The sequence below is a fragment of the Achromobacter sp. 2789STDY5608615 genome (assembly GCF_001298995.1).
GTDB classification, from domain to species: domain Bacteria; phylum Pseudomonadota; class Gammaproteobacteria; order Burkholderiales; family Burkholderiaceae_B; genus Achromobacter; species Achromobacter insuavis.
Window position 1 is genome coordinate 1 of sequence record NZ_CYTY01000072.1, and the last position, 17893, is coordinate 17893.

Consider the following 17893-nt stretch of genomic DNA (forward strand, 5'->3'; position numbering starts at 1 on the left):
CCCCCCCCGCAACTGCGAGCCAAGCAAGCACCTCCCCACCACCGCGCAGCGAACACCCTCCCGACGCAAACCACCACGTACGTCAAGACCGGCCGCCCGCGCGGCCGGTCTTGACGGGCCCCGCAAACCTCTCCAGAACCCCACCGCTCTGGCAGCGCACCATTTCTCGAACCCCGTAGCCCGTCGCGGCGGCGGATTTGGGGGCGGGCAACCTCGATGCGCCCGAGGGTGCCCCGCATCTTCGTGAACCTGGCCCAGCAATCGGATTCGGCCGTGCAGGTCACCCTGCTCGGCATGGCGCGCCGCCTCTACCGCTTCACCACCATCCTGGCGGTCGTCGCCGTGGCGCTGGGCATGTGGCTGTACCTGGGCTACGGCATCGGCGTCGGCCCCGGCAACGGCTGGATGCACGCCAAGCTCTTTTTCGTCCTGCTCGTCATCGGCTACCATCACGCCTGTGGCGTCATGCTGCGAAAATTCGAACAGGGCAAGAACACCCGTTCGCACAAGTTCTATCGCTGGTTCAACGAAGTTCCCGTCTTGCTGCTCTTGGTGGTGGTGGCGCTGGTCGTCGTCAAACCCTTCTGATTCCCCCTACCTTTGCACATTCGCCAGGATTCGTATGTCCGCTGATGACCAGGACCGCCCGCGCAAGACGCTGACGATCAAGAAGACCGCGCGCGACGCGCATGCCGAAGCCGCGCCCAAGCGCGTGCGCACCGGCGCCCGTGCCCGCCTGGTCGCCCAGAACGAGCGCGCCAAGGACAACGTCGAGCGCCAGAAGGACCCCGAGGGCTACCAGCAGCGCCAGGCCGCCGCCCGCGCCGCGCGCCGGCCGGACGACCGTGAACGCGGCGATGGCCCGCGCCGTGGCGATGGCCCCCGCGGCGACAATCCGCGCCGCGGCGACGGTCCCCGCAGCGACAGTCCGCGCCGTGGCGACGCCCCCCGCAGTGACAGCCCGCGTCGTGGCGATAGCCCGCGCAGCGACCGCCCCCGCCGTGGCGATGACGCGCGTGACGACCGCCCGCGCCGCGACGCCGCGCCGGCGCCGCGATCGGGCCGCACGCCGCAGCGCGCGCCGCGCCTGGACGACCAGTACATCGCCCCGGCGACGCCCGCCGGCCGCTTCTACGATCCGTTCGAGGACGACGGCCCCGCGCCCGAATTCGCGCCGGAACCCGATTACGACGACACGCCGATCGACGCCGACGCGGCCCGCGACGCCGACGCGCCGCGCGACCACGCGCCCGCCGTCGAGATCCGCGAACGCCGCCCGCGCGAGCCGCGCCAGGCCGAGCGTTTCAAGGTCTTCGCCCCCTGCCCGCAAGGCCTGGAGGAAGCCCTGACCGCCGAAATGCAGGCCCTGGGCTACGACGACGCCGAAGCCGGCCGCGCCGGCTGCTCCTTCACCGCCGACTGGGCCGGCGTGCAGCGCGCCAACCTGTATTCGCGCCTGGCCACCCGCATCCTGGTGCAGGTCGCCCACGCCGAGATCTCGCACGAAGACGACATCCTCGACCTGGCCCGCGACACGCCCTGGGAACGCTGGTTCGGCGCCGAGCAGACGCTGCGCGTCGACACCTCGGCGATCAAGAGCCCGGTGCAGAGCCTGCAGTACTGCAACCTGCGCGCCAAGGACGGCATCTGCGACCGCCTGCGCGAGCTGGAAGGCGAACGCCCCAGCATCGACACGGTCCGCCCCGACGCGCGCGTGCACCTGTTCCTGACCGGCCACACCGCCACGCTGTACCTGGACACTTCGGGTGAATCGCTGTTCAAGCGCGGCTGGCGCCTGGACAAGGGCGACGCGCCGCTGCGCGAGAACCTGGCCGCCGGCATGCTGGCGCTGGCGGGCTGGGACCCGGCCGCGCCGCTGCTGGACCCGTTCTGCGGTTCGGGCACCATCCTGATCGAGGCCGCCTGGATCGCGCTGGGCGTGCCTCCCGGCATCTCGCGTCCGTTCGGCTTCGAGCGCCTGCGCGGCCACGACGCCTACCGCTGGCGCGACCTGAAGGACGACGCCCGCTCGCGCATCCTGCCGCAGCTGGACGCGCCGCTGGTCGGCTACGACCTGGACCCGCAGGCGGTCGAATTCGCCCGCAACAACGCCGAACGCGCCTGGCTCACCGCCGACTCCATCCGTTTCGAGGTGGGCGACGCCCGCGAAGTGCAGGCGCCGGCCGACCATGGCTGGATCGTCACCAACCCGCCCTACGGCGAGCGCATGGCGACCGAGCAGGACGCCGACCTGTGGCGCGACTGGGCCTCCTGCCTGAAGCGCAATTTCGCCGGCTGGCAGCTGCATATCATCACCAGCGACCTGACTTTGCCCAACCAGATGCGCCTCAAGCCCAAGCGCCGCGTGCCGCTGCACAACGGCGCCCTGGACTGCCGCCTGTTCGGCTTCGAGCTGGTCGCCGCCGGCTACCGCGACGCCTGACGCCCTGCCACCCGCGCCCGGGGCGGTTCTCCCCCGGGCGCCCCCCTCTTTTCCCCCTGCATCCCCGCTTGCCCGCGCGTTGTAAAAGCGCCGCAACATCGCGCCCGTATCTTTGCTTATGGTGCCCCGCAGCGCCGATTTGGGGCATCATCAGCACCAAGGTGTTGCCGATACGCACCAGGTGCTTGCACAGTTTCAGGGTTAACCCTATAATTCGGGTTATCCCTAGTAGCTAAACAACAGTGCAAGCCCGTGGAGGCTATTGTGATCAACCCGAACAACACCATCCGCCTGACCGACGAACTCGAGCGTCAACTGATGCTCCAGGCCATTGAAGAACAGTTCCGCCCGCACCCGATGCGTGCGTTGGCCGCGGGCCTGCGTAAGCTGGCCCACGGCGTCCGTGCCCTGGCTGGCAAGACGAGCGCCAAGAACGCGCACTCCGCCGCCTGAAGCAGGACCCAGGCCTTCGGGCCTGAACGATTTCCCCTTGGGGGCTGCATAGCCCCTTTTATAGACCCGCCCTTACCGGCGGGTTTTTTTATGGTCGGCACCGGGAAAGCGTCAACCCAACGGGCGGCGGCTTTGTCGGATAATACCGGCCCATGACCGACGCCTCCCTCGACCAGACCCCCAACCGGCTGCGCCGGTTCGCCTGCATGATGTACGAAGCCGTGCTGCTGTTCGGCGTGGTTTTCCTGGCGGGCTACCTGATGGACACCCTGACCCAGAGCCGCAACGCGCTGGAACTGCGGCCGCTGCGCCAGGCCTGGCTGTTCGTGGCGATCGGCGCCTATTTCGTGCTGTGCTGGCGCCGCCGCGGCCAGACGCTGCCGATGAAGACCTGGAACATCCGCCTGGTCGACCGCGATGGCCAGACGCCGTCCACGCCCCGCCTGATCCTGCGTTACCTGCTGGCCTGGCCCCTGGTGCTGGCCGGCGCCGCCCTGGTGTGGGCCGGCGCCATCGCCACCGGCTGGCCGTCGATGGACATGTTCATCGTCGCCGCGCCCTTCGCGATCTTCCTCTGGTCATGGGTCGACCCGGACGGTCAGTTCCTGCACGACCGCCTGCTCGGCACCCGCCTGCGCAATGCGCCGCAGCGCAAGAAGGCGCGTTGAACCGGGCGGCGACGCACGGCTGACCGCGCGCTGAACATACCTGCTTACAACTGGCAAAATCGTGCGGCGAATTTGGTGCAGGCTTTCAGAAAGTTGAAAGTCGCGCGCAAAGACAATGGGGCCCCTTTCATAGACGCTCCAATAACTAATCATGCGCGCACTCCTTTCCCGCCTGTCGCTGGCCGCCGCCAGCGCCCTCCTGTTCCTGCCGTTCGGCGCCTCGGCCCAGAACGCCGCCGCGCAACAGGAGATCGAAGCCGCGATGAAGGCGGCCTACGCGGCCGCCCAGGAAGGCCCGGCCGACGTGAAGCTGGGCGACCAGGCCGTGGTGCACCTGCCCGAATCGATGTTCTTCGTGCCGCGCATCCAGGCCGACCGCCTGATGGCCGCCTACGGCAACGGCAAGGACCCGTCGCTGCTGGGCGTGGTCATGCCCAAGAGCGACGATGACGACTGGGTCATCACCGTCAACTTCGACAAGGCCGGCTACATCAAGGACGACGACGCCAAGAACTGGAACGTCAACGAACTGCTGGACAGCCTGCGCGACGGCACCGAAGAGTCCAACGTCGAACGCAAGAAGCGCGGCTTCCCCGAACTGGTCATGGACGGCTGGGTCGAAGCGCCCAAGTACGACAGCAACACCCAGCGCCTGGTCTGGTCGGTCGCCGTCAAGCACAAGGGCGAAGCGGCCAACGACAACCCCACGGTCAACTACAACACCTACGCGCTGGGCCGCGACGGCTACATCACGCTGGACCTGATCACCCAGAAGAATCTGGTGCCGAAGGACAAGACCGCCGTGCTGACCCTGCTGGACAACCTGAAGTACGTCGAGGGCAAGCGCTACGCCGACTTCAACTCGTCCACCGACAAGGTCGCCGAATACGGCCTGGCCGCGCTGGTCGCGGGCGTCGCCGCCAAGAAGCTGGGCCTGTTCGCCGTGATCGCCGCGTTCCTGGCCAAGTTCGCCAAGGTCGGCATCCTGGCCGCCGCGGCGCTGGGCGGCGGGCTGTGGAAGCGCTTTCGCGGCAAGAAGGCCGAACAGCAACAGCCCTGAGCGATGAAGCTGCTGCTACTGCTGTTCTCGGGGCTGAAATACCTGAAGTTCGGCAAGCTGTTCGCCACCGGCGGCACCATGCTGCTGTCGGTGGCGGTCTACGCCTTCGTCTTCGGCTGGCGCTACGCGGCCGGCTTCGTGCTGTTGCTGCTGGTGCATGAGCTGGGCCACTACGTGGCCGCGCGCCAGCGCGGCCTGGATGTGGGCGCGCCGGTCTTCATCCCGTTCGTCGGCGCCTGGATCCAGCTCAAGGACATGCCGCACGACGCCGACACCGAGGCCTATGTGGGCCTGGGCGGCCCGCTGGCGGGCACGGTGGCGTCGCTGGCCTGCTATTTCGCGGCGCGCAGCACCGGCAGCGACCTGCTGCTGGCGCTGTCCTACGCGGGCTTCTTCATCAACCTGTTCAACCTGATCCCGCTGTCGCCCTTCGACGGCGGCCGCATCACCGCGGTGCTGTCGCCGCGCATCTGGCTGGTGGGCGTGCCGGTGCTGGTGGCCCTGTTCTTCTGGCGTCCCAGCCCGATCCTGATCCTGGTGGCCGTGCTGGCCTTTCCCAACGTGCTGCGGGCCTTCAAGTACGACCCGTCGCTGCCCGAGAACCAGGCCTATTACGGCACCACGCTGGAAAGCAAGCTGACCTACACCTGCGCCTACCTGGGCCTGGTCTGCGTGCTGGCGATCATGGCGCACGACGTGCACGACATGCTGGGCCACCTGCGCGGCTGAACCTCCCCTGTTTGACGGCCGCCACCGCCGAAGCGGGCGCGGCCGTCACAACAGCGTCACTTTTTTTTCATGTCACGGTCATCGCGGGATGGTTTCATTCCCAGGCATGACGACAGCCCCCATGGATAGCACCGTGAACGAAATCCGCCCCACGCACTGGCGCGCTCTCTGGATTTCCGACATTCACCTGGGCACCGCCGGGTGCAAGGCGGAGTTCCTGCTGGATTTCCTCGAGCACAACGATTCCGACACCCTGTACCTGGTCGGCGACATCGTCGACGGCTGGCAGTTGCGCAAGCACTGGCACTGGCCGCGGGCCCACAACGACGTGATCCAGCGCATCCTGCGCAAGGCCCGCAACGGCACCCGGGTGGTGTTCATCCCCGGCAACCATGACGAATTCGCGCGCGAGTTCGCCGGCTACGCCTTCGGCGACATCGAGATCCTGGACGAGGACGTGCACGTCACCGCCAAGGGCCTGCGCCTGCTGGTGCTGCACGGCGACCAGTTCGACGGCGTGATCCAGCACAGCCGCTGGCTGGCGCACCTGGGCGATGGCCTCTACCAGCTGGCGCTGTGGATCAACCACCATTTCAACCGCCTGCGCCACCGCATGGGGCTGCATTACTGGTCGCTGTCGCAGCACCTCAAGCACAAGGTCAAGAACGCGGTGTCGTTCATCACCGACTTCGAGGAAGCGCTGGCCGGCGAAGCCCGCCGCCGCGGCCTGGACGGGGTGGTCTGCGGCCACATCCACAAGGCCGAGCTGCGCGACGTCGGCGGCATCCTGTACTGCAACGACGGCGACTGGGTGGAAAGCCTGTCGGCCCTGGCCGAGACCCATGACGGCCAGTTGCAGCTGCTGGACTGGGCCGCGATCCAGGCCGAGCGCCAAGCCGATCCGGCGCAGCGCAAACCCCGCTCGCTGTCCCTGCCGGCGTTGCCGTCGGCGCTGCGCCGCCAGGGCAAACACCCGTGATAACCCTTATACGTCCCCGTTACGCAACGGGGATATTGCAGTTCACGGCCCTCTAGGTCATGCTTGCAATTGGGGCAACGGGCAAAAACTGACCCGTTCACGCTGCAACATGCTTACAACATAGGGCCATGAACGACCAATATCAGGTGCTCTACCAAACATTCCGCTGGCTGGTTCCCACCCAGTTCAACATAGCGGAAGCGTGCTGCCACCGCTGGGCATCCAGTAGTCCGGATGCGCGGCGCATCGCCATCTACTATGAAGACGAAGCCGGCAACCGCGAGGTCTGGACCTATGCGCGGCTGGCCGAGGCCGCCAATCAGCTGGCCAATGGCCTGGTGAAGATGGGCGTGGGCCGGGGCGACCGAGTCGGTGTGGTTTTGGGGCAACGCCCGGAGACCGTGGTCGCTCACATGGCGATCTACAGCGTGGGCGCGGTGGTGTTGCCGCTGTCGGCGCTGTTCGGCCCCGAAGCCCTGCAGAGCCGCCTGTGCGATTCGGAAACCCGCGTCGCCATCGTCGATCATGCCTCCAGCGCCAACCTGCTGGCCGTCAGCGACCACTGCCCCAACCTGCAGCAGATCATCGGCATCGGTTTCGCCGACGAGCGCGTCCTGCCCTGGCGCAGCCTGCTGGCGCGCCAGCCCAGTGAATTCAAGCCGGTGCCGACGCGTTCGTCGGACCCCGCCATCCTGCTCTATACCTCCGGCACCACCGGCGCGCCCAAGGGCGCCCTGCTGCCGCACAGCGCGCTGATCGGCAACCTGCCGGGCTTCGTGGCCTCGCAGGACTGGTTCCCGCGGCCCGCCGACGTGTTCTGGTCGCCCGCCGACTGGGCCTGGACCGGCGGCATGATGGACGCGCTGCTGCCGACGCTGTATTTCGGCCACCCCATCGTCGGCACCCGCGGCCGCTTCTCGGTCGAGCACGCCTTCGAGCTGATGGAGCGTTACCAGGTCACCAACACCTTCCTGTTCCCGACCGCGCTGAAGATGATGATGAAGGCCGTGCCCGAGCCTCGCAATCAGTACCAGCTGGCCCTGCGGTCGATCATGAGCGCCGGCGAAAGCGTCGGCGAGACCGTCTTCGAATGGTGCCGCTCGGCGCTGGGCGTGACGCCCAACGAGATGTTCGGCCAGACCGAGATGAACTACGTGGTCGGCAACAGCCAGAAGCGCTGGCCGGCCAAGGCGGGCAGCATGGGCCGGCCCTACCCCGGCCATCGCGTGGCGGTGCTGGACGACGCCGGCCAGCCGGTGGCGGCCGGAGAAACCGGCGAGATCGCCGTGAATCGCTATGACATCCACGGATTTCCCGCCCCGATCCTGTTCCTGGGCTACTGGCGCAACGACGCCGCCACCCAGGCCAAGTTCAAGGGCGACTGGTGCCTGACGGGCGACCTGGCCCGGATCGACGCCGACGGCTACCTCTGGTACGCCGGCCGCGCCGACGACGTATTCAAGTCGTCGGGCTACCGCATCGGCCCCGGCGAGATCGAAAGCTGCCTGATCGGACACCCGGCCGTGGCCAATGCCGCGGTGGTGCCCAAGCCGGACGCCGAGCGCGGCGCGGTGGTCAAGGCGTATGTCGTGCTGACGCCCGAATTCGCCCAGCGCGACCGCAGCGACATCATCGAGAACCTGCAGGAACACGTGCGCGAGCGCCTGGCGCCCTATGAGTACCCGAAGGAAATCGAATTCGTCGACGAATTGCCCATGACCACCACCGGTAAAATCCAGCGTCGCATCCTGCGCCAGCGCGAAGAAGAACGCGCCCAGGCGTCCAGGCCCCAATGACGCGGGCGGGTCCGCAGAGACCCGCCGCCGTACCCGGAGACAGGGCATGCCCATTTACCAGCTCGACGACCTCATTCCCCGCATCGATCCCGCCGCCTACGTGGCCGACAGCGCCGACATCATCGGCAACGTCACGCTGGAGGCCGGCGTCAGCATCTGGTCGCACGTCTCGATCCGCGGCGACAACGACGCCATCCTGATTCGCCACGGCTCCAATATCCAGGAAGGCAGCGTGCTGCACGTGGATACCGGCTGTCCCATGACCATCGGCCCGAACGTCACCGTGGGCCACCAGGCCATGCTGCATGGCTGCACCATCCACGAAGGCGCGCTGGTGGGCATGCAGGCGATCGTGCTGAACAACGCCGTGATCGGCCGCAACTGCCTGATCGGCGCTGGCGCCATCATCCCGGAAGACCGGGTGATTCCGGACAATTCCCTGGTCATCGGCATCGGCAAGATCGTGCGCGAGCTGTCGGCCGAGGAAATCGCCAATCTGCACAAGAACACCGCCCATTACGTGGCGCGCGGCCAACACTACAAGACGGCCCTGAAACGGCTGGCCTGAGCCTGCCGCCGGGGACACCCCGGCAACCGCCTACACCCCTGCCGCCGGCAGGGGGAATCGGCCGCCCGATCGGCTAACATTCCGCCATGACCGATCAGCTCAAGAAATACCTCCTCGAAGACCGCAGCGTCCGCGTCCAAGCGGTGCGCCTCACGGATACCTGGAAGGCCGTCCAGGCCAACCACGACTACCCGCCCGCCATCACCCACCTGCTGGGCGAACTGGTGGCGGCCTCCACCCTGCTGGCCGCCAACATCAAGTTCGACGGCTCGCTGGTGCTGCAGATCCAGGGCGACGGCCCGATCGCCCTGCTGGTGGTGGAATGCCGTTCCGACCTCAGCCTGCGCGCCACCGTCAAGGTGCGCGAGGGCCACGACGTGCCGGCCGATGGCGACATGCAGAGCCTGCTGAACCCCGGCGGCAACGGCCGTTTCATCGTGGTACTGGATCCCCAGCACAAGGTGCCCGGCCAGCAGGCCTACCAGGGCATCGTGCCGCTGGAAGGCGAAACCGTCGCCGAGGCCCTGCAGCACTACATGAAGGCCTCCGAACAGCTCGACACCCGCCTGTGGCTGGGCGCCGACGCCGACCATGCCGCCGGCATGCTGATCCAGCGCCTGCCGCACCACGGCGGCTCGGATGCGACGACGCTCAGTGAGCAGGCCGCCACCGAGACCTGGGACCGCGCCACGGCGCTGGCCACCACGCTCAAGCGCGATGAACTGCTGACCACCGAGATCGACACCCTGATCCACCGCCTGTTCTGGGAAGAAACGCTGGTGGCGTTCGATCCGCTGCCGGTGCGCTGGCACTGTCCGTGCGCCCGCGAGCGCGTGGCCAACATGCTGCGCTCGCTGGGCCAGGTCGAGGTCGACGACATCCTGGCCGAACGCGGCCAGGTCGACGTGGCCTGCGACTTCTGCGGCAAGCCCTACGTCTTCGACGCGGTCGATTGCGCCGCGCTGTTCACCGCCAGCCAGCCGGCCAACGACGACGCGCCGCCTACCGTCCATTGAACCCGCGCCGGGGGCCCGCCCCTCGGCTTGTACGAATCGACAGGCGGTCATGCCCGCGCCAGACTGGCCGGCCATGACCGCCTTTTTTGTCGCCTCGCGCTTTTCCGCCACGCGCCCGTCCCAGCGCGGCGCCGCCGCCCTCGAATTCACCCTGGCCGCCGTCCTGGTGCTGCTGCTGGCGCTGGGCACGGTCGAGGCCGTCCGCTGGCAGCTGACCCGCCAGATCGTCCACCTGGCCCTGTTGCAGGCGGCCCGCGCTGGCGCCACCGCCCACGCCGATCCGGTCCGCATCCGCGCGGCGTTCCAGCAGGCCCTGCTGCCGCTGCACGCAGGCGGCGGCGGCCAAGCCGGCGCCCGCCGCCGCCAGGCCAACGCCCAGGCGCGCATCGCCGCGCGGGTGGGCGCGCCCGCCTGGCGCATCGAGATCCTGCGGCCCGACGCCCAGGCCTTCCGCGATCATGCGCGGCCGAGGCTGCGCACCGACGCGCCCGCCGGCCTGCCGGCCATCGACAACGCCTACCAGGCGCTGCAATACGCGCGCCGGCCCGATCTGCCGGACAGCCGCAGCATCTTCCTGGCCAATACGCTCAGGCTGCGGCTGACCTATCTGTACCGTCCCCTGTTGCCGCCGCTGCGCGCGCTGCTGGCGGGGCTGGCCGGCGCCGACGGCAGCTACGCGAACGCAGCCAGGGCGAGCGGCCTGGCGCCGATCGGCATGGAACTCGACATGGAAATGCACAGCCATCCCGTGGACTGGCGCGGCGGCCAACCGTATCCGCCCGGCATGGTGGCCGGGGCGTGCCGCGGCCTCCACTGCCCGTGAACGGACGAGGTGGCGCGGACATCAGCGCTGGAATATGACGGGACCGTTGGCGGGTCCGGGCATGGCCCGGACGCGTGGCGATCAGCGTTGGGGCGTGGCGGCGCCGTTGGCCGGCCGGGCATTGGCCGGCCGTGTGGCGGAAGTGGCGGCCGGAGCCGGCCTGGCGGGCGTGGCCGGCGCGCTGGCGCGCACCGGGGTGGCCGGACGGGTGGCGGCCTCGGTGGCCAGCGATGCGCCGCCGGCGGGCGGCTGGGTGTTCTGCGGCAGGATGTGCACGAAGACTTCGCCGTCGCGCATCATGCCCAGTTCGCCGCGGGCCCGTTCCTCGATGGCGCCGGAGCCGTTTTCCAGGTCGCGGACTTCGGCTTCCAGGGCCGCGTTGCGCGCGCGCAGGCCTTCGTTGGTCTCGCGCTGCGCCGCCACCTGGCGTTGCAGGTCCCAGACCTTGAACCAGCCACCCTTACCCAGCCAGAGCGGGTATTGGATCAGCCCTACCAGCACGAACAGCACCAGGAACAACAGGCGCATACGCAGGAACCCTCAGCAGTCGTGGCGCGAAGAAGGCCGCGGCGCGCGCCGCGGCCCGCTTACATTAACGCAAGTTGTAGAAGGCTTCCAGACCGGGGTACGACGCGACTTCGGCCAGCTCTTCCTCGATGCGCAGCAGCTGGTTGTACTTGGCCATGCGGTCCGAACGCGACAGCGAGCCGGTCTTGATCTGCATGGCGTTGGTGGCCACGGCGATGTCGGCGATGGTCGAATCCTCGGTTTCGCCCGAACGGTGCGAGACGACGGCGGTGTAGCCCGCGCGCTTGGCCATTTCGATGGCGGCGAAGGTTTCGGTCAGGGTGCCGATCTGGTTGATCTTGATGAGGATCGAGTTGGCGACGCCCTTCTGGATGCCTTCGCGCAGGATCTTGGTGTTGGTGACGAACAGGTCGTCGCCCACCAGCTGCACCTTCTTGCCGAGCTGGTCGGTCAGCAGCTTCCAGCCTTCCCAGTCGTTTTCGGCCATGCCGTCTTCGATCGAGATGATCGGGTACTTGTCGCACCAGGTGGCCAGCAGGTTGGTGAATTCCTGCGAGGACAGCGAGATGCCGCCTTCGCCGGCCAGGGTGTACTTGCCGTCGCGGTAGAACTCGGAGCTGGCGCAGTCCAGGCCCAGGGCGATCTGCGTGCCCGGCTCGTAGCCGGCTTCGGTGATGGCCTTCAGGATCAGCTGGATCGCGGCTTCGTGGCTGGGGACGTTGGGGGCGAAACCGCCTTCGTCGCCCACCGCGGTGGACATGCCCTGGCCGTGGATCAGCTTCTTGAGCATGTGGAAGACTTCGGCGCCCCAGCGCAGGGCTTCACGGAAGCTGCCGGCGCCCACCGGCAGGATCATCAGTTCCTGCAGGTCGAGGGTGTTGTTGGCGTGCGCGCCGCCGTTGATGACGTTCATCATCGGCACGGGCATGCTCATGGGGCCGCTGCCGCCGAAGTAGCGGTACAGCGACAGGCCGGATTCGTCGGCGGCGGCGCGGGCAACGGCCATCGAGGCGGCCAGGATGGCGTTGGCGCCCAGGCGTTCCTTGGACTCGGTGCCGTCCAGCTCGATCAGGGTGCGATCGACGAAGGTCTGCTCCTGGGCGTCCAGGCCCATCAGGGCTTCCGAGATCTCGGTATTGAGGTTCTCGACGGCGCGCAGCACGCCCTTGCCGAGGTAGCGGCCCTTGTCGCCGTCGCGCAGCTCGATGGCTTCGCGGGCGCCGGTGGACGCGCCCGACGGCACGGCCGCGCGGCCCATGGCGCCGGATTCCAGCAACACGTCACATTCGACGGTCGGGTTGCCGCGCGAATCCAGAATCTCGCGGCCGATGATATCGACGATTGCACTCATGACTTTACATTCCCTGAACGATAAACATATTCATCACGGCCGCGCCTTCGCGGGCATTGCGGGCGCGTCGGTACTGCCAGGAGTCGTAGAAGGCCTGGGCCGCGGCCAGGGAGGGAAACTCCATGACGACGGTGCGGCCGGGCTCACGCCCCTCGAGGTGCCGGGATTCGCCGCCGCGCACCAGGATCTTGGCATCGTACGCGCGCATGGCGAGCGTGGACAGACGCTTGTAATCCTCGTACTGCGCGGGCTTGGTCACTGTGACGTCGGCGATGAGGTAGGCACTCATGGGGTTCCTTCAGAGCAGTTGCGTTGATGGGGTCGCGGCGCCGGACCGCATGACTCGGGCAGTGTCTCGCAACACGGCCAGGCCGTGCCTGTCCGATGCTAAGTGGTTGTATCCGAAAGCAGCGCCGTGGCCCGGGGCCACGGCGCATTGTCCGCCAGGAGCGAAGGCGGGAACAAGACCGGCGGCCCGGGCGGCGCAAAAGCGCGGCTCGGTGCCGCCGACCCCCATTACGCCCCCTGGCCGCGGCGAGCCTTCTGCTCGATGGCGGCGCGGATGTAGCTGGAGAACAGCGGATGGCCGTCACGCGGGGTGGACGTGAACTCCGGGTGGAACTGGACGCCGACGAACCAGGGGTGGTCGGGCAGTTCCATCATTTCCGGCAGGTTCTCGGTCGGCGTGCGCGCGCTGATCACCATGCCGGCCTCTTCCAGGCGCGGCACGTAGACGTTGTTGACTTCGTAGCGGTGGCGATGGCGCTCGTTGACTTCGTCGCCGTAGATCGACTGGGCGCGGGTGCCGGACTTGATCGGCACGCGCTGCGCGCCCTTGCGCATGGTGCCGCCCAGGTCGGACGAGTTGTCGCGCTTCTCGACCTTGCCTTCGCGGTCCATCCATTCGGTGATCAGGGCCACCACGGGATGCGGCGCCGACGGATCGAACTCGGTGCTGTTGGCGCCGCCCAGGCCGGCCACGTGGCGCGCGAATTCGATCACGGCCAGTTGCATGCCCAGGCAGATGCCCAGGTACGGCACGCCGTTTTCACGGGCGTAGCGGATCGCGGCAATCTTGCCCTCGGTGCCGCGCTTGCCGAAGCCGCCCGGAACCAGGATGGCGTCCAGGTGCTTGAGCTGGTCGGTGCCGCGGGTTTCGATGTCTTCGGAATCGATGTACTCGATGTTGATCTTCGAGCGCGTGTGGATGCCGGCGTGCACCAGGGCTTCGGTCAGCGACTTGTACGACTCGGTCAGGTCGACGTACTTGCCGACCATGCCGATGGTCAGCTGGTGCTCGGGGTGTTCGAGCGCGTAGACCAGGTTGTCCCACATGGACAGGTCGGCCGGCGGCGGGGTCAGGCCCAGCGCTTCGCAGACGATGTTGTCCACGCCCTGCTTGTGCAGCATGGCCGGGATCTTGTAGATCGAGTCGGCGTCCCACACCGAGATGACGGCATCCAGGGGGACGTTGGAGAACATCGAGATCTTGGCGCGCTCGTCGTCCGGGATGGGACGGTCGGCGCGGCACAGCAGCGCGTTCGGGTAGATGCCGATTTCGCGCAGCTTCTGCACCGAGTGCTGGGTCGGCTTGGTCTTGAGCTCGCCGGCGGACGCGATGAACGGCACCAGCGTCAGGTGCACGAAGGCGGCGTTGTTGCGGCCCATGCGCAGGCTCATCTGACGCGCGGCTTCCAGGAAGGGCAGCGATTCGATGTCGCCCACGGTGCCGCCGATCTCGACGATGGCGACGTCGGTGTTGCCGTTCCAGGCGGCGTCAGCGCCACGGGCGATGAAGTCCTGGATCTCGTTGGTGATGTGCGGAATGACCTGGACGGTCTTGCCCAGGTAATCGCCCCGGCGCTCCTTGCGCAGCACCGATTCGTAGATCTGCCCGGTGGTGAAGTTGTTCACCTTGTGCATGCGGGCTGAGACGAAACGCTCGTAGTGGCCCAGGTCCAGGTCGGTTTCGGCGCCGTCTTCCGTGACGAACACTTCACCGTGCTGGAACGGGCTCATGGTGCCCGGATCGACGTTGATGTAGGGGTCGAGCTTGAGCATGGTGACTTGCAGACCACGCGACTCGAGGATGGCGGCAAGCGACGCAGCGGCGATGCCCTTGCCCAGGGAAGACACCACTCCGCCGGTGGCAAATACGTATTTGGTCATCGTAATAAGCGCCCGGGACGAGCGGGCGCGTGCGGGAAATTTGGATTATAGCCGGGAGGCGGAACTTGTCTGGGTTTTCCCCTAGCGGCCAGGCGTAACATTTGGCTGCACTCGCGCGCAAGACCGAAATGCCGTGACGGCGGCCATCATGCTATGGTCGTCCCCGATTTTCTCGTCCCGAGGCCCCTGCCGATGAACCTTCCGACCGCACACCCGAACGCGCTGGCCAGGCGCCTGACCACCGCCGCCGTCGGCCTGCAGCTGCTGGGCGCCATCCTGGTTCAGCTCTACCTGGTAAGCGCCGGACCGCTGGCCGCGCTGACGCGCGAGGCGTTTGCCCGGCCCGACATGGTGGCGAGCACGGTAGTGAACATCGTCGCCGGCTGCATCCTGGTCGGCCTGACCACCTGGGGCGCCACGCAGCGCTGGCTGCGCCGGCACAACGCGGGCGACGTCGACCGCCCGGGCCGGATGGTGGCCGTGCTGCTGGCGGTCTCGCTGGTGCTGTTCGTTCTGATCTCGACCGGGCTGGCGTTGCTGCAGCACGGTTTCTACACGCTCATCTTCAAGCACAAGGAATGGGTGAACCAGGCCTTCGGCTATTACGGCGCCCGCCGCATGCTCCTGATGGCCCTGCCGCCCAAGCTGTGCGCCATCCTGCTCACCATCCTGGGCAGCTGGCTGGCGGTGCGCATCGCGGCCTGGAGCGTCACGCCCGTCGCCGCCGCGCAGGCGCCGTCCCTGCAGCGGCGCCACGCCGCGTGGATCGCCGCGCTGACGCTGCTGCTGTGGCAATTGCATGTCGCGCTGGTGATCGGCCTGTACTTCATGACCTATGCGGGATCGGCCGGCATGCTGGAACACGCGATCGGCTACTGGATCGTGCCCGCGTTGCTGCTGGCGCTGGCTGCATGGGTCTGCCTGCGCAGCCTGCCGCCAGTGCTGGGCGTAGCCGGCATGGGCCGCGCCATCGCCCACGGCACCTTCGCCTTCTGGCTGACCCAGGTGCTGGGAATCGGCCTGGCGCTTTTGATCATCTGGTCAATGACCTGGAGCCAGCTGATGCGCACGGCCGCGTCGTACACGACCTCGGTGGTGTCGGTGCTGATCTACAGCGTGCTGCTGGCGCTGAGCTGCTACCTAGGCGCCCGGCTGTTCTACCGCCGCCGCGGGACGCCGCCGGAGAGCGCGTCGGCCTGAGCGTGAGCGCCGCGCGATGGCGCGCATGCCATGAAAAAAGGCCCCTCGGGGCCTTTTTTCATGGTCGGAAACGACGATCAGATGGCCGCCGTGCGACGCTCCAGCCAGGCCAGGGCCTCGCCTTCCACCAGCGGCGACAGGCGCTCGAACACGGTCTTGTGATAGTCGTTGAGCCACGCGGTTTCGTCGGCACGCAACAGCGACGGCTCGATGCAGCGCGTGTCGATCGGGCACAGCGTCAGCGTCTCGAAGCACAGGAACTCGCCCAGTTCGGACGTCAGCCAGGCGCGGTTGGCCACCAGGTTCTCGATGCGCACGCCCCAGCGGCCCGGGCGGTAGATGCCCGGTTCGTTGGAGGTGATCATGCCCGGCTCCATCGCCGTGTGCGGGCCGGGAGCCGCGCGATAGGAGATGACCTGCGGGCCTTCGTGCACGTTCAGGAAATAGCCCACGCCGTGGCCGGTGCCGTGGCCGTATTCCGCGCCGCCTTCCCAGATCGGGGCGCGCGCGATGGCGTCCAGCATCGGCGACGGCGTGCCGCGCGGGAACGAGGCGCGCGACAGCGCGATCATGCCCTTGAGCACCAGCGTGAAGTCGACCTTCTGGTCGGCGCTGGGCGTGCCCACCGCGACCACGCGGGTGATGTCGGTGGTGCCGCCCAGGTACTGGCCGCCGGAGTCGATCAGCAGCAGGCCGTCGCCTTCGATGGTGGCGTGCGACTCGGCCGTCGCGCGGTAGTGCGGCATGGCGCCGTTGGCGTTGAAGCCGGCGATGGTGGCGAAGCTGGGGCAGACGTAGTCCGGGCGGCGCGCGCGGGCGGCGGTGATCTGCTCGTCGATGGTCAGCTCGGTGATGCGCTCGTTGCCCAGCGCGCCTTCGAACCAGGCGAAGAACTCGCACAGGGCGGCGCCATCCTGCGCCATCGCGTGGCGCACGTTGGCCAGTTCGGCGTCGGTCTTGCGCGACTTGATCAGGGTGGACGGGTTGATCGCCTCGACGCGCGGCACGGCCGGATCCATCGCGTGGAACACGCCGCAGGTGACGCGGGCCGGATCGATCAGCAGCTTCTGGTCCAGTTCGAGCGAGGCCAGCGCGTCGGCGGCCTGGGCGTAATCGGCCACCTCGACGCCATCGGCGGCCAGCGTGGCGCGCAGGGCGGCGTCGATCTTGCCGTCGGCCACGAACAGGGTGGCGTGGTCCGGGCCGATCAGCGCGTGGCCGACGAACACCGGGTTGTAGTCGACGTCGGCGCCGCGCAGGTTGAAGAGCCAGGCGATGTCGTCGAGCGTGCTGACGAAATGCACGTCGGCGCCGTGGGCGCGCATGGCGGCGCGCACCTGGGCCAGCTTGTCGGCGCGCGCGACACAGGCCTGCGGCGCCACGTGTTCGTAGATCGCGGCCTGCGGCAGGCCGGCGCGGTCGGTCCAGATATCGTCCAGCAGGTCGGCGCGGATCTCCAGCGTGGCGCCGGACGTGGCGGCGGCCACCGACAGCGCGCGGAACGCGGCCAGGCCCAGCACCTGTCCATCGACGCCGATGACGTCGCCGGCGCGGGTGTTGGCGGCCAGCCAGTCCACATGGCCCGGCGTGGTGGCGACGGCGATCTTCATCAGCTGCACGCCGGTGCCGGCCAGTTGCGCCTCGGCCTGCACCCAGTAGCGGCTGTCGACCCACAGGCCGGCGAAATCAGCGGTCACCACCAGCGTGCCCACCGAACCCGTGAAGCCCGACAGCCAGCGCCGGCCCTGCCAGCGCGCCGGCAGGTATTCGGACAGGTGCGGATCCGAGGACGGCACGATATAGGCGGACAGGCCGCGGCGGCGCATGGCCTGCCGCAGTTGGGCAATACGGGTGTCGGTGCTGGACATGGGTTTCCTTAGCGCAACATGAAGGACATCGCGGCCAGGCTGTTCAGGGTGCGAACGGCGGCCTGCATGCTGTCGGTGGTGAACCGCAGCGTCACGCCGTCCACGCGCTCCAGCGTGGGCCACATGCAGAACAGGTCGGCGAGCGCCGCGCTCTGGGTCTGCAACCGGCATTCTATAGGGGCGGGGATGCGGAAAGGAACCGCCTTTCCACCGCTGGGCCGCCCCGAGGTGGAAACGCCCCC

General features: G+C 68.1%; 17 protein-coding genes and 1 pseudogene. 12 read left to right on the top strand and 6 right to left on the bottom strand.

The features are described from left to right. Window positions 1–228 precede the first annotated feature (228 nt). The 11 genes and pseudogenes from AOZ49_RS30680 to AOZ49_RS30730 form a co-directional block, all read left to right on the top strand. Window positions 229–588: pseudogene (locus tag AOZ49_RS30680) on the top strand (CopD family protein); the annotation flags it as partial. A 34-nt stretch (window positions 589–622) separates the two neighbouring features. Continuing rightward, window positions 623–2443 carry a THUMP domain-containing class I SAM-dependent RNA methyltransferase gene (locus AOZ49_RS30685; RefSeq protein ID WP_054479666.1) on the top strand — a complete coding sequence of 607 codons (1821 nt, stop codon included), beginning with the start codon at window positions 623–625 and terminating at the stop codon, window positions 2441–2443. A 264-nt stretch (window positions 2444–2707) separates the two neighbouring features. Continuing rightward, on the top strand, window positions 2708–2896 hold the full coding sequence (locus AOZ49_RS30690; protein ID WP_006393542.1) for a hypothetical protein: 189 nt from the start codon (window positions 2708–2710) through the stop codon (window positions 2894–2896). Between the two features lie 152 nt (window positions 2897–3048). Next, complete coding sequence (locus AOZ49_RS30695; RefSeq protein WP_054479668.1) at window positions 3049–3564, top strand: RDD family protein; 516 nt, start codon at window positions 3049–3051, stop codon at window positions 3562–3564. 151 nt (window positions 3565–3715) lie between these two features. Beyond that, window positions 3716–4624 (top strand): DUF2167 domain-containing protein, encoded by a 909-nt coding sequence (locus tag AOZ49_RS30700; protein WP_054479670.1) that lies wholly within the window; start codon window positions 3716–3718, stop codon window positions 4622–4624. Between the two features lie 3 nt (window positions 4625–4627). Then, the gene (locus AOZ49_RS30705; protein ID WP_054429542.1) at window positions 4628–5353 is read left to right on the top strand and encodes a site-2 protease family protein; all 726 of its coding nucleotides are present in this window, start codon (window positions 4628–4630) and stop codon (window positions 5351–5353) included. A gap of 106 nt (window positions 5354–5459) precedes the next feature. Then, window positions 5460–6332 (top strand): UDP-2,3-diacylglucosamine diphosphatase, encoded by an 873-nt coding sequence (locus AOZ49_RS30710; RefSeq protein ID WP_156355795.1) that lies wholly within the window; start codon window positions 5460–5462, stop codon window positions 6330–6332. Window positions 6333–6460: 128 nt separating this feature from the next. Next, on the top strand, window positions 6461–8128 hold the full coding sequence (locus AOZ49_RS30715; protein WP_054479672.1) for an acyl-CoA synthetase: 1668 nt from the start codon (window positions 6461–6463) through the stop codon (window positions 8126–8128). 46 nt (window positions 8129–8174) lie between these two features. Next, entirely contained in the window at window positions 8175–8696 is a 522-nt protein-coding gene (locus AOZ49_RS30720) for a gamma carbonic anhydrase family protein (RefSeq protein WP_054429544.1), read from the top strand. A gap of 86 nt (window positions 8697–8782) precedes the next feature. Next, window positions 8783–9712, top strand: a complete 930-nt coding sequence (gene hslO / locus AOZ49_RS30725) for an Hsp33 family molecular chaperone HslO (RefSeq protein ID WP_054479674.1) — start codon at window positions 8783–8785, stop codon at window positions 9710–9712. Between the two features lie 73 nt (window positions 9713–9785). After that, on the top strand, window positions 9786–10535 hold the full coding sequence (locus AOZ49_RS30730) for a TadE/TadG family type IV pilus assembly protein (RefSeq protein ID WP_054479684.1): 750 nt from the start codon (window positions 9786–9788) through the stop codon (window positions 10533–10535). 81 nt (window positions 10536–10616) lie between these two features. Here AOZ49_RS30730 and ftsB read toward each other — a convergent pair whose 3' ends face one another. The 4 genes from ftsB to AOZ49_RS30750 form a co-directional block, all read right to left on the bottom strand. Beyond that, window positions 10617–11063, bottom strand: coding sequence for a cell division protein FtsB (gene ftsB / locus AOZ49_RS30735; protein ID WP_006393535.1), 447 nt, complete (start codon window positions 11061–11063; stop codon window positions 10617–10619). Between the two features lie 64 nt (window positions 11064–11127). Beyond that, a complete protein-coding gene (gene eno, locus AOZ49_RS30740; protein ID WP_054429546.1) occupies window positions 11128–12414 on the bottom strand; it encodes a phosphopyruvate hydratase in 1287 nt (428 codons plus the stop codon). Window positions 12415–12418: 4 nt separating this feature from the next. Next, a complete protein-coding gene (locus AOZ49_RS30745; RefSeq protein ID WP_054429547.1) occupies window positions 12419–12703 on the bottom strand; it encodes a DUF1330 domain-containing protein in 285 nt (94 codons plus the stop codon). A 227-nt stretch (window positions 12704–12930) separates the two neighbouring features. Further along, window positions 12931–14583, bottom strand: coding sequence for a CTP synthase (locus AOZ49_RS30750; RefSeq protein ID WP_054479675.1), 1653 nt, complete (start codon window positions 14581–14583; stop codon window positions 12931–12933). 192 nt (window positions 14584–14775) lie between these two features. Here AOZ49_RS30750 and AOZ49_RS30755 point away from each other — a divergent pair, with 192 nt between their 5' ends. After that, complete coding sequence (locus AOZ49_RS30755; RefSeq protein WP_054479677.1) at window positions 14776–15783, top strand: hypothetical protein; 1008 nt, start codon at window positions 14776–14778, stop codon at window positions 15781–15783. 77 nt (window positions 15784–15860) lie between these two features. Here the strand turns inward: AOZ49_RS30755 and AOZ49_RS30760 are convergent, their stop codons facing one another. Together AOZ49_RS30760 and AOZ49_RS32180 are read right to left on the bottom strand one after the other, a co-directional pair. Beyond that, window positions 15861–17651, bottom strand: a complete 1791-nt coding sequence (locus tag AOZ49_RS30760) for an aminopeptidase P family protein (RefSeq protein ID WP_054479679.1) — start codon at window positions 17649–17651, stop codon at window positions 15861–15863. 8 nt (window positions 17652–17659) lie between these two features. Continuing rightward, window positions 17660–17893 (bottom strand): M55 family metallopeptidase (locus AOZ49_RS32180; protein WP_197286804.1); only part of this gene is annotated, 234 nt, incomplete at its 5' end.

What these genes read in the sequence shown, in the direction of transcription:
- AOZ49_RS30685 (WP_054479666.1), top strand. Translation starts at nt 623, where the DNA reads ATGTCCGCTGATGACCAGGACCGCCCGCGCAAGACGCTGACGATCAAG.
- AOZ49_RS30695 (WP_054479668.1), top strand. Translation starts at nt 3,049, where the DNA reads ATGACCGACGCCTCCCTCGACCAGACCCCCAACCGGCTGCGCCGGTTC.
- AOZ49_RS30700 (WP_054479670.1), top strand. Translation starts at nt 3,716, where the DNA reads ATGCGCGCACTCCTTTCCCGCCTGTCGCTGGCCGCCGCCAGCGCCCTC.
- AOZ49_RS30705 (WP_054429542.1), top strand. Translation starts at nt 4,628, where the DNA reads ATGAAGCTGCTGCTACTGCTGTTCTCGGGGCTGAAATACCTGAAGTTC.
- AOZ49_RS30710 (WP_156355795.1), top strand. Translation starts at nt 5,460, where the DNA reads ATGACGACAGCCCCCATGGATAGCACCGTGAACGAAATCCGCCCCACG.
- AOZ49_RS30715 (WP_054479672.1), top strand. Translation starts at nt 6,461, where the DNA reads ATGAACGACCAATATCAGGTGCTCTACCAAACATTCCGCTGGCTGGTT.
- AOZ49_RS30720 (WP_054429544.1), top strand. Translation starts at nt 8,175, where the DNA reads ATGCCCATTTACCAGCTCGACGACCTCATTCCCCGCATCGATCCCGCC.
- hslO (WP_054479674.1), top strand. Translation starts at nt 8,783, where the DNA reads ATGACCGATCAGCTCAAGAAATACCTCCTCGAAGACCGCAGCGTCCGC.
- AOZ49_RS30730 (WP_054479684.1), top strand. Translation starts at nt 9,786, where the DNA reads ATGACCGCCTTTTTTGTCGCCTCGCGCTTTTCCGCCACGCGCCCGTCC.
- ftsB (WP_006393535.1), bottom strand. Translation starts at nt 11,063, where the DNA reads ATGCGCCTGTTGTTCCTGGTGCTGTTCGTGCTGGTAGGGCTGATCCAA.
- eno (WP_054429546.1), bottom strand. Translation starts at nt 12,414, where the DNA reads ATGAGTGCAATCGTCGATATCATCGGCCGCGAGATTCTGGATTCGCGC.
- AOZ49_RS30745 (WP_054429547.1), bottom strand. Translation starts at nt 12,703, where the DNA reads ATGAGTGCCTACCTCATCGCCGACGTCACAGTGACCAAGCCCGCGCAG.
- AOZ49_RS30750 (WP_054479675.1), bottom strand. Translation starts at nt 14,583, where the DNA reads ATGACCAAATACGTATTTGCCACCGGCGGAGTGGTGTCTTCCCTGGGC.
- AOZ49_RS30755 (WP_054479677.1), top strand. Translation starts at nt 14,776, where the DNA reads ATGAACCTTCCGACCGCACACCCGAACGCGCTGGCCAGGCGCCTGACC.
- AOZ49_RS30760 (WP_054479679.1), bottom strand. Translation starts at nt 17,651, where the DNA reads ATGTCCAGCACCGACACCCGTATTGCCCAACTGCGGCAGGCCATGCGC.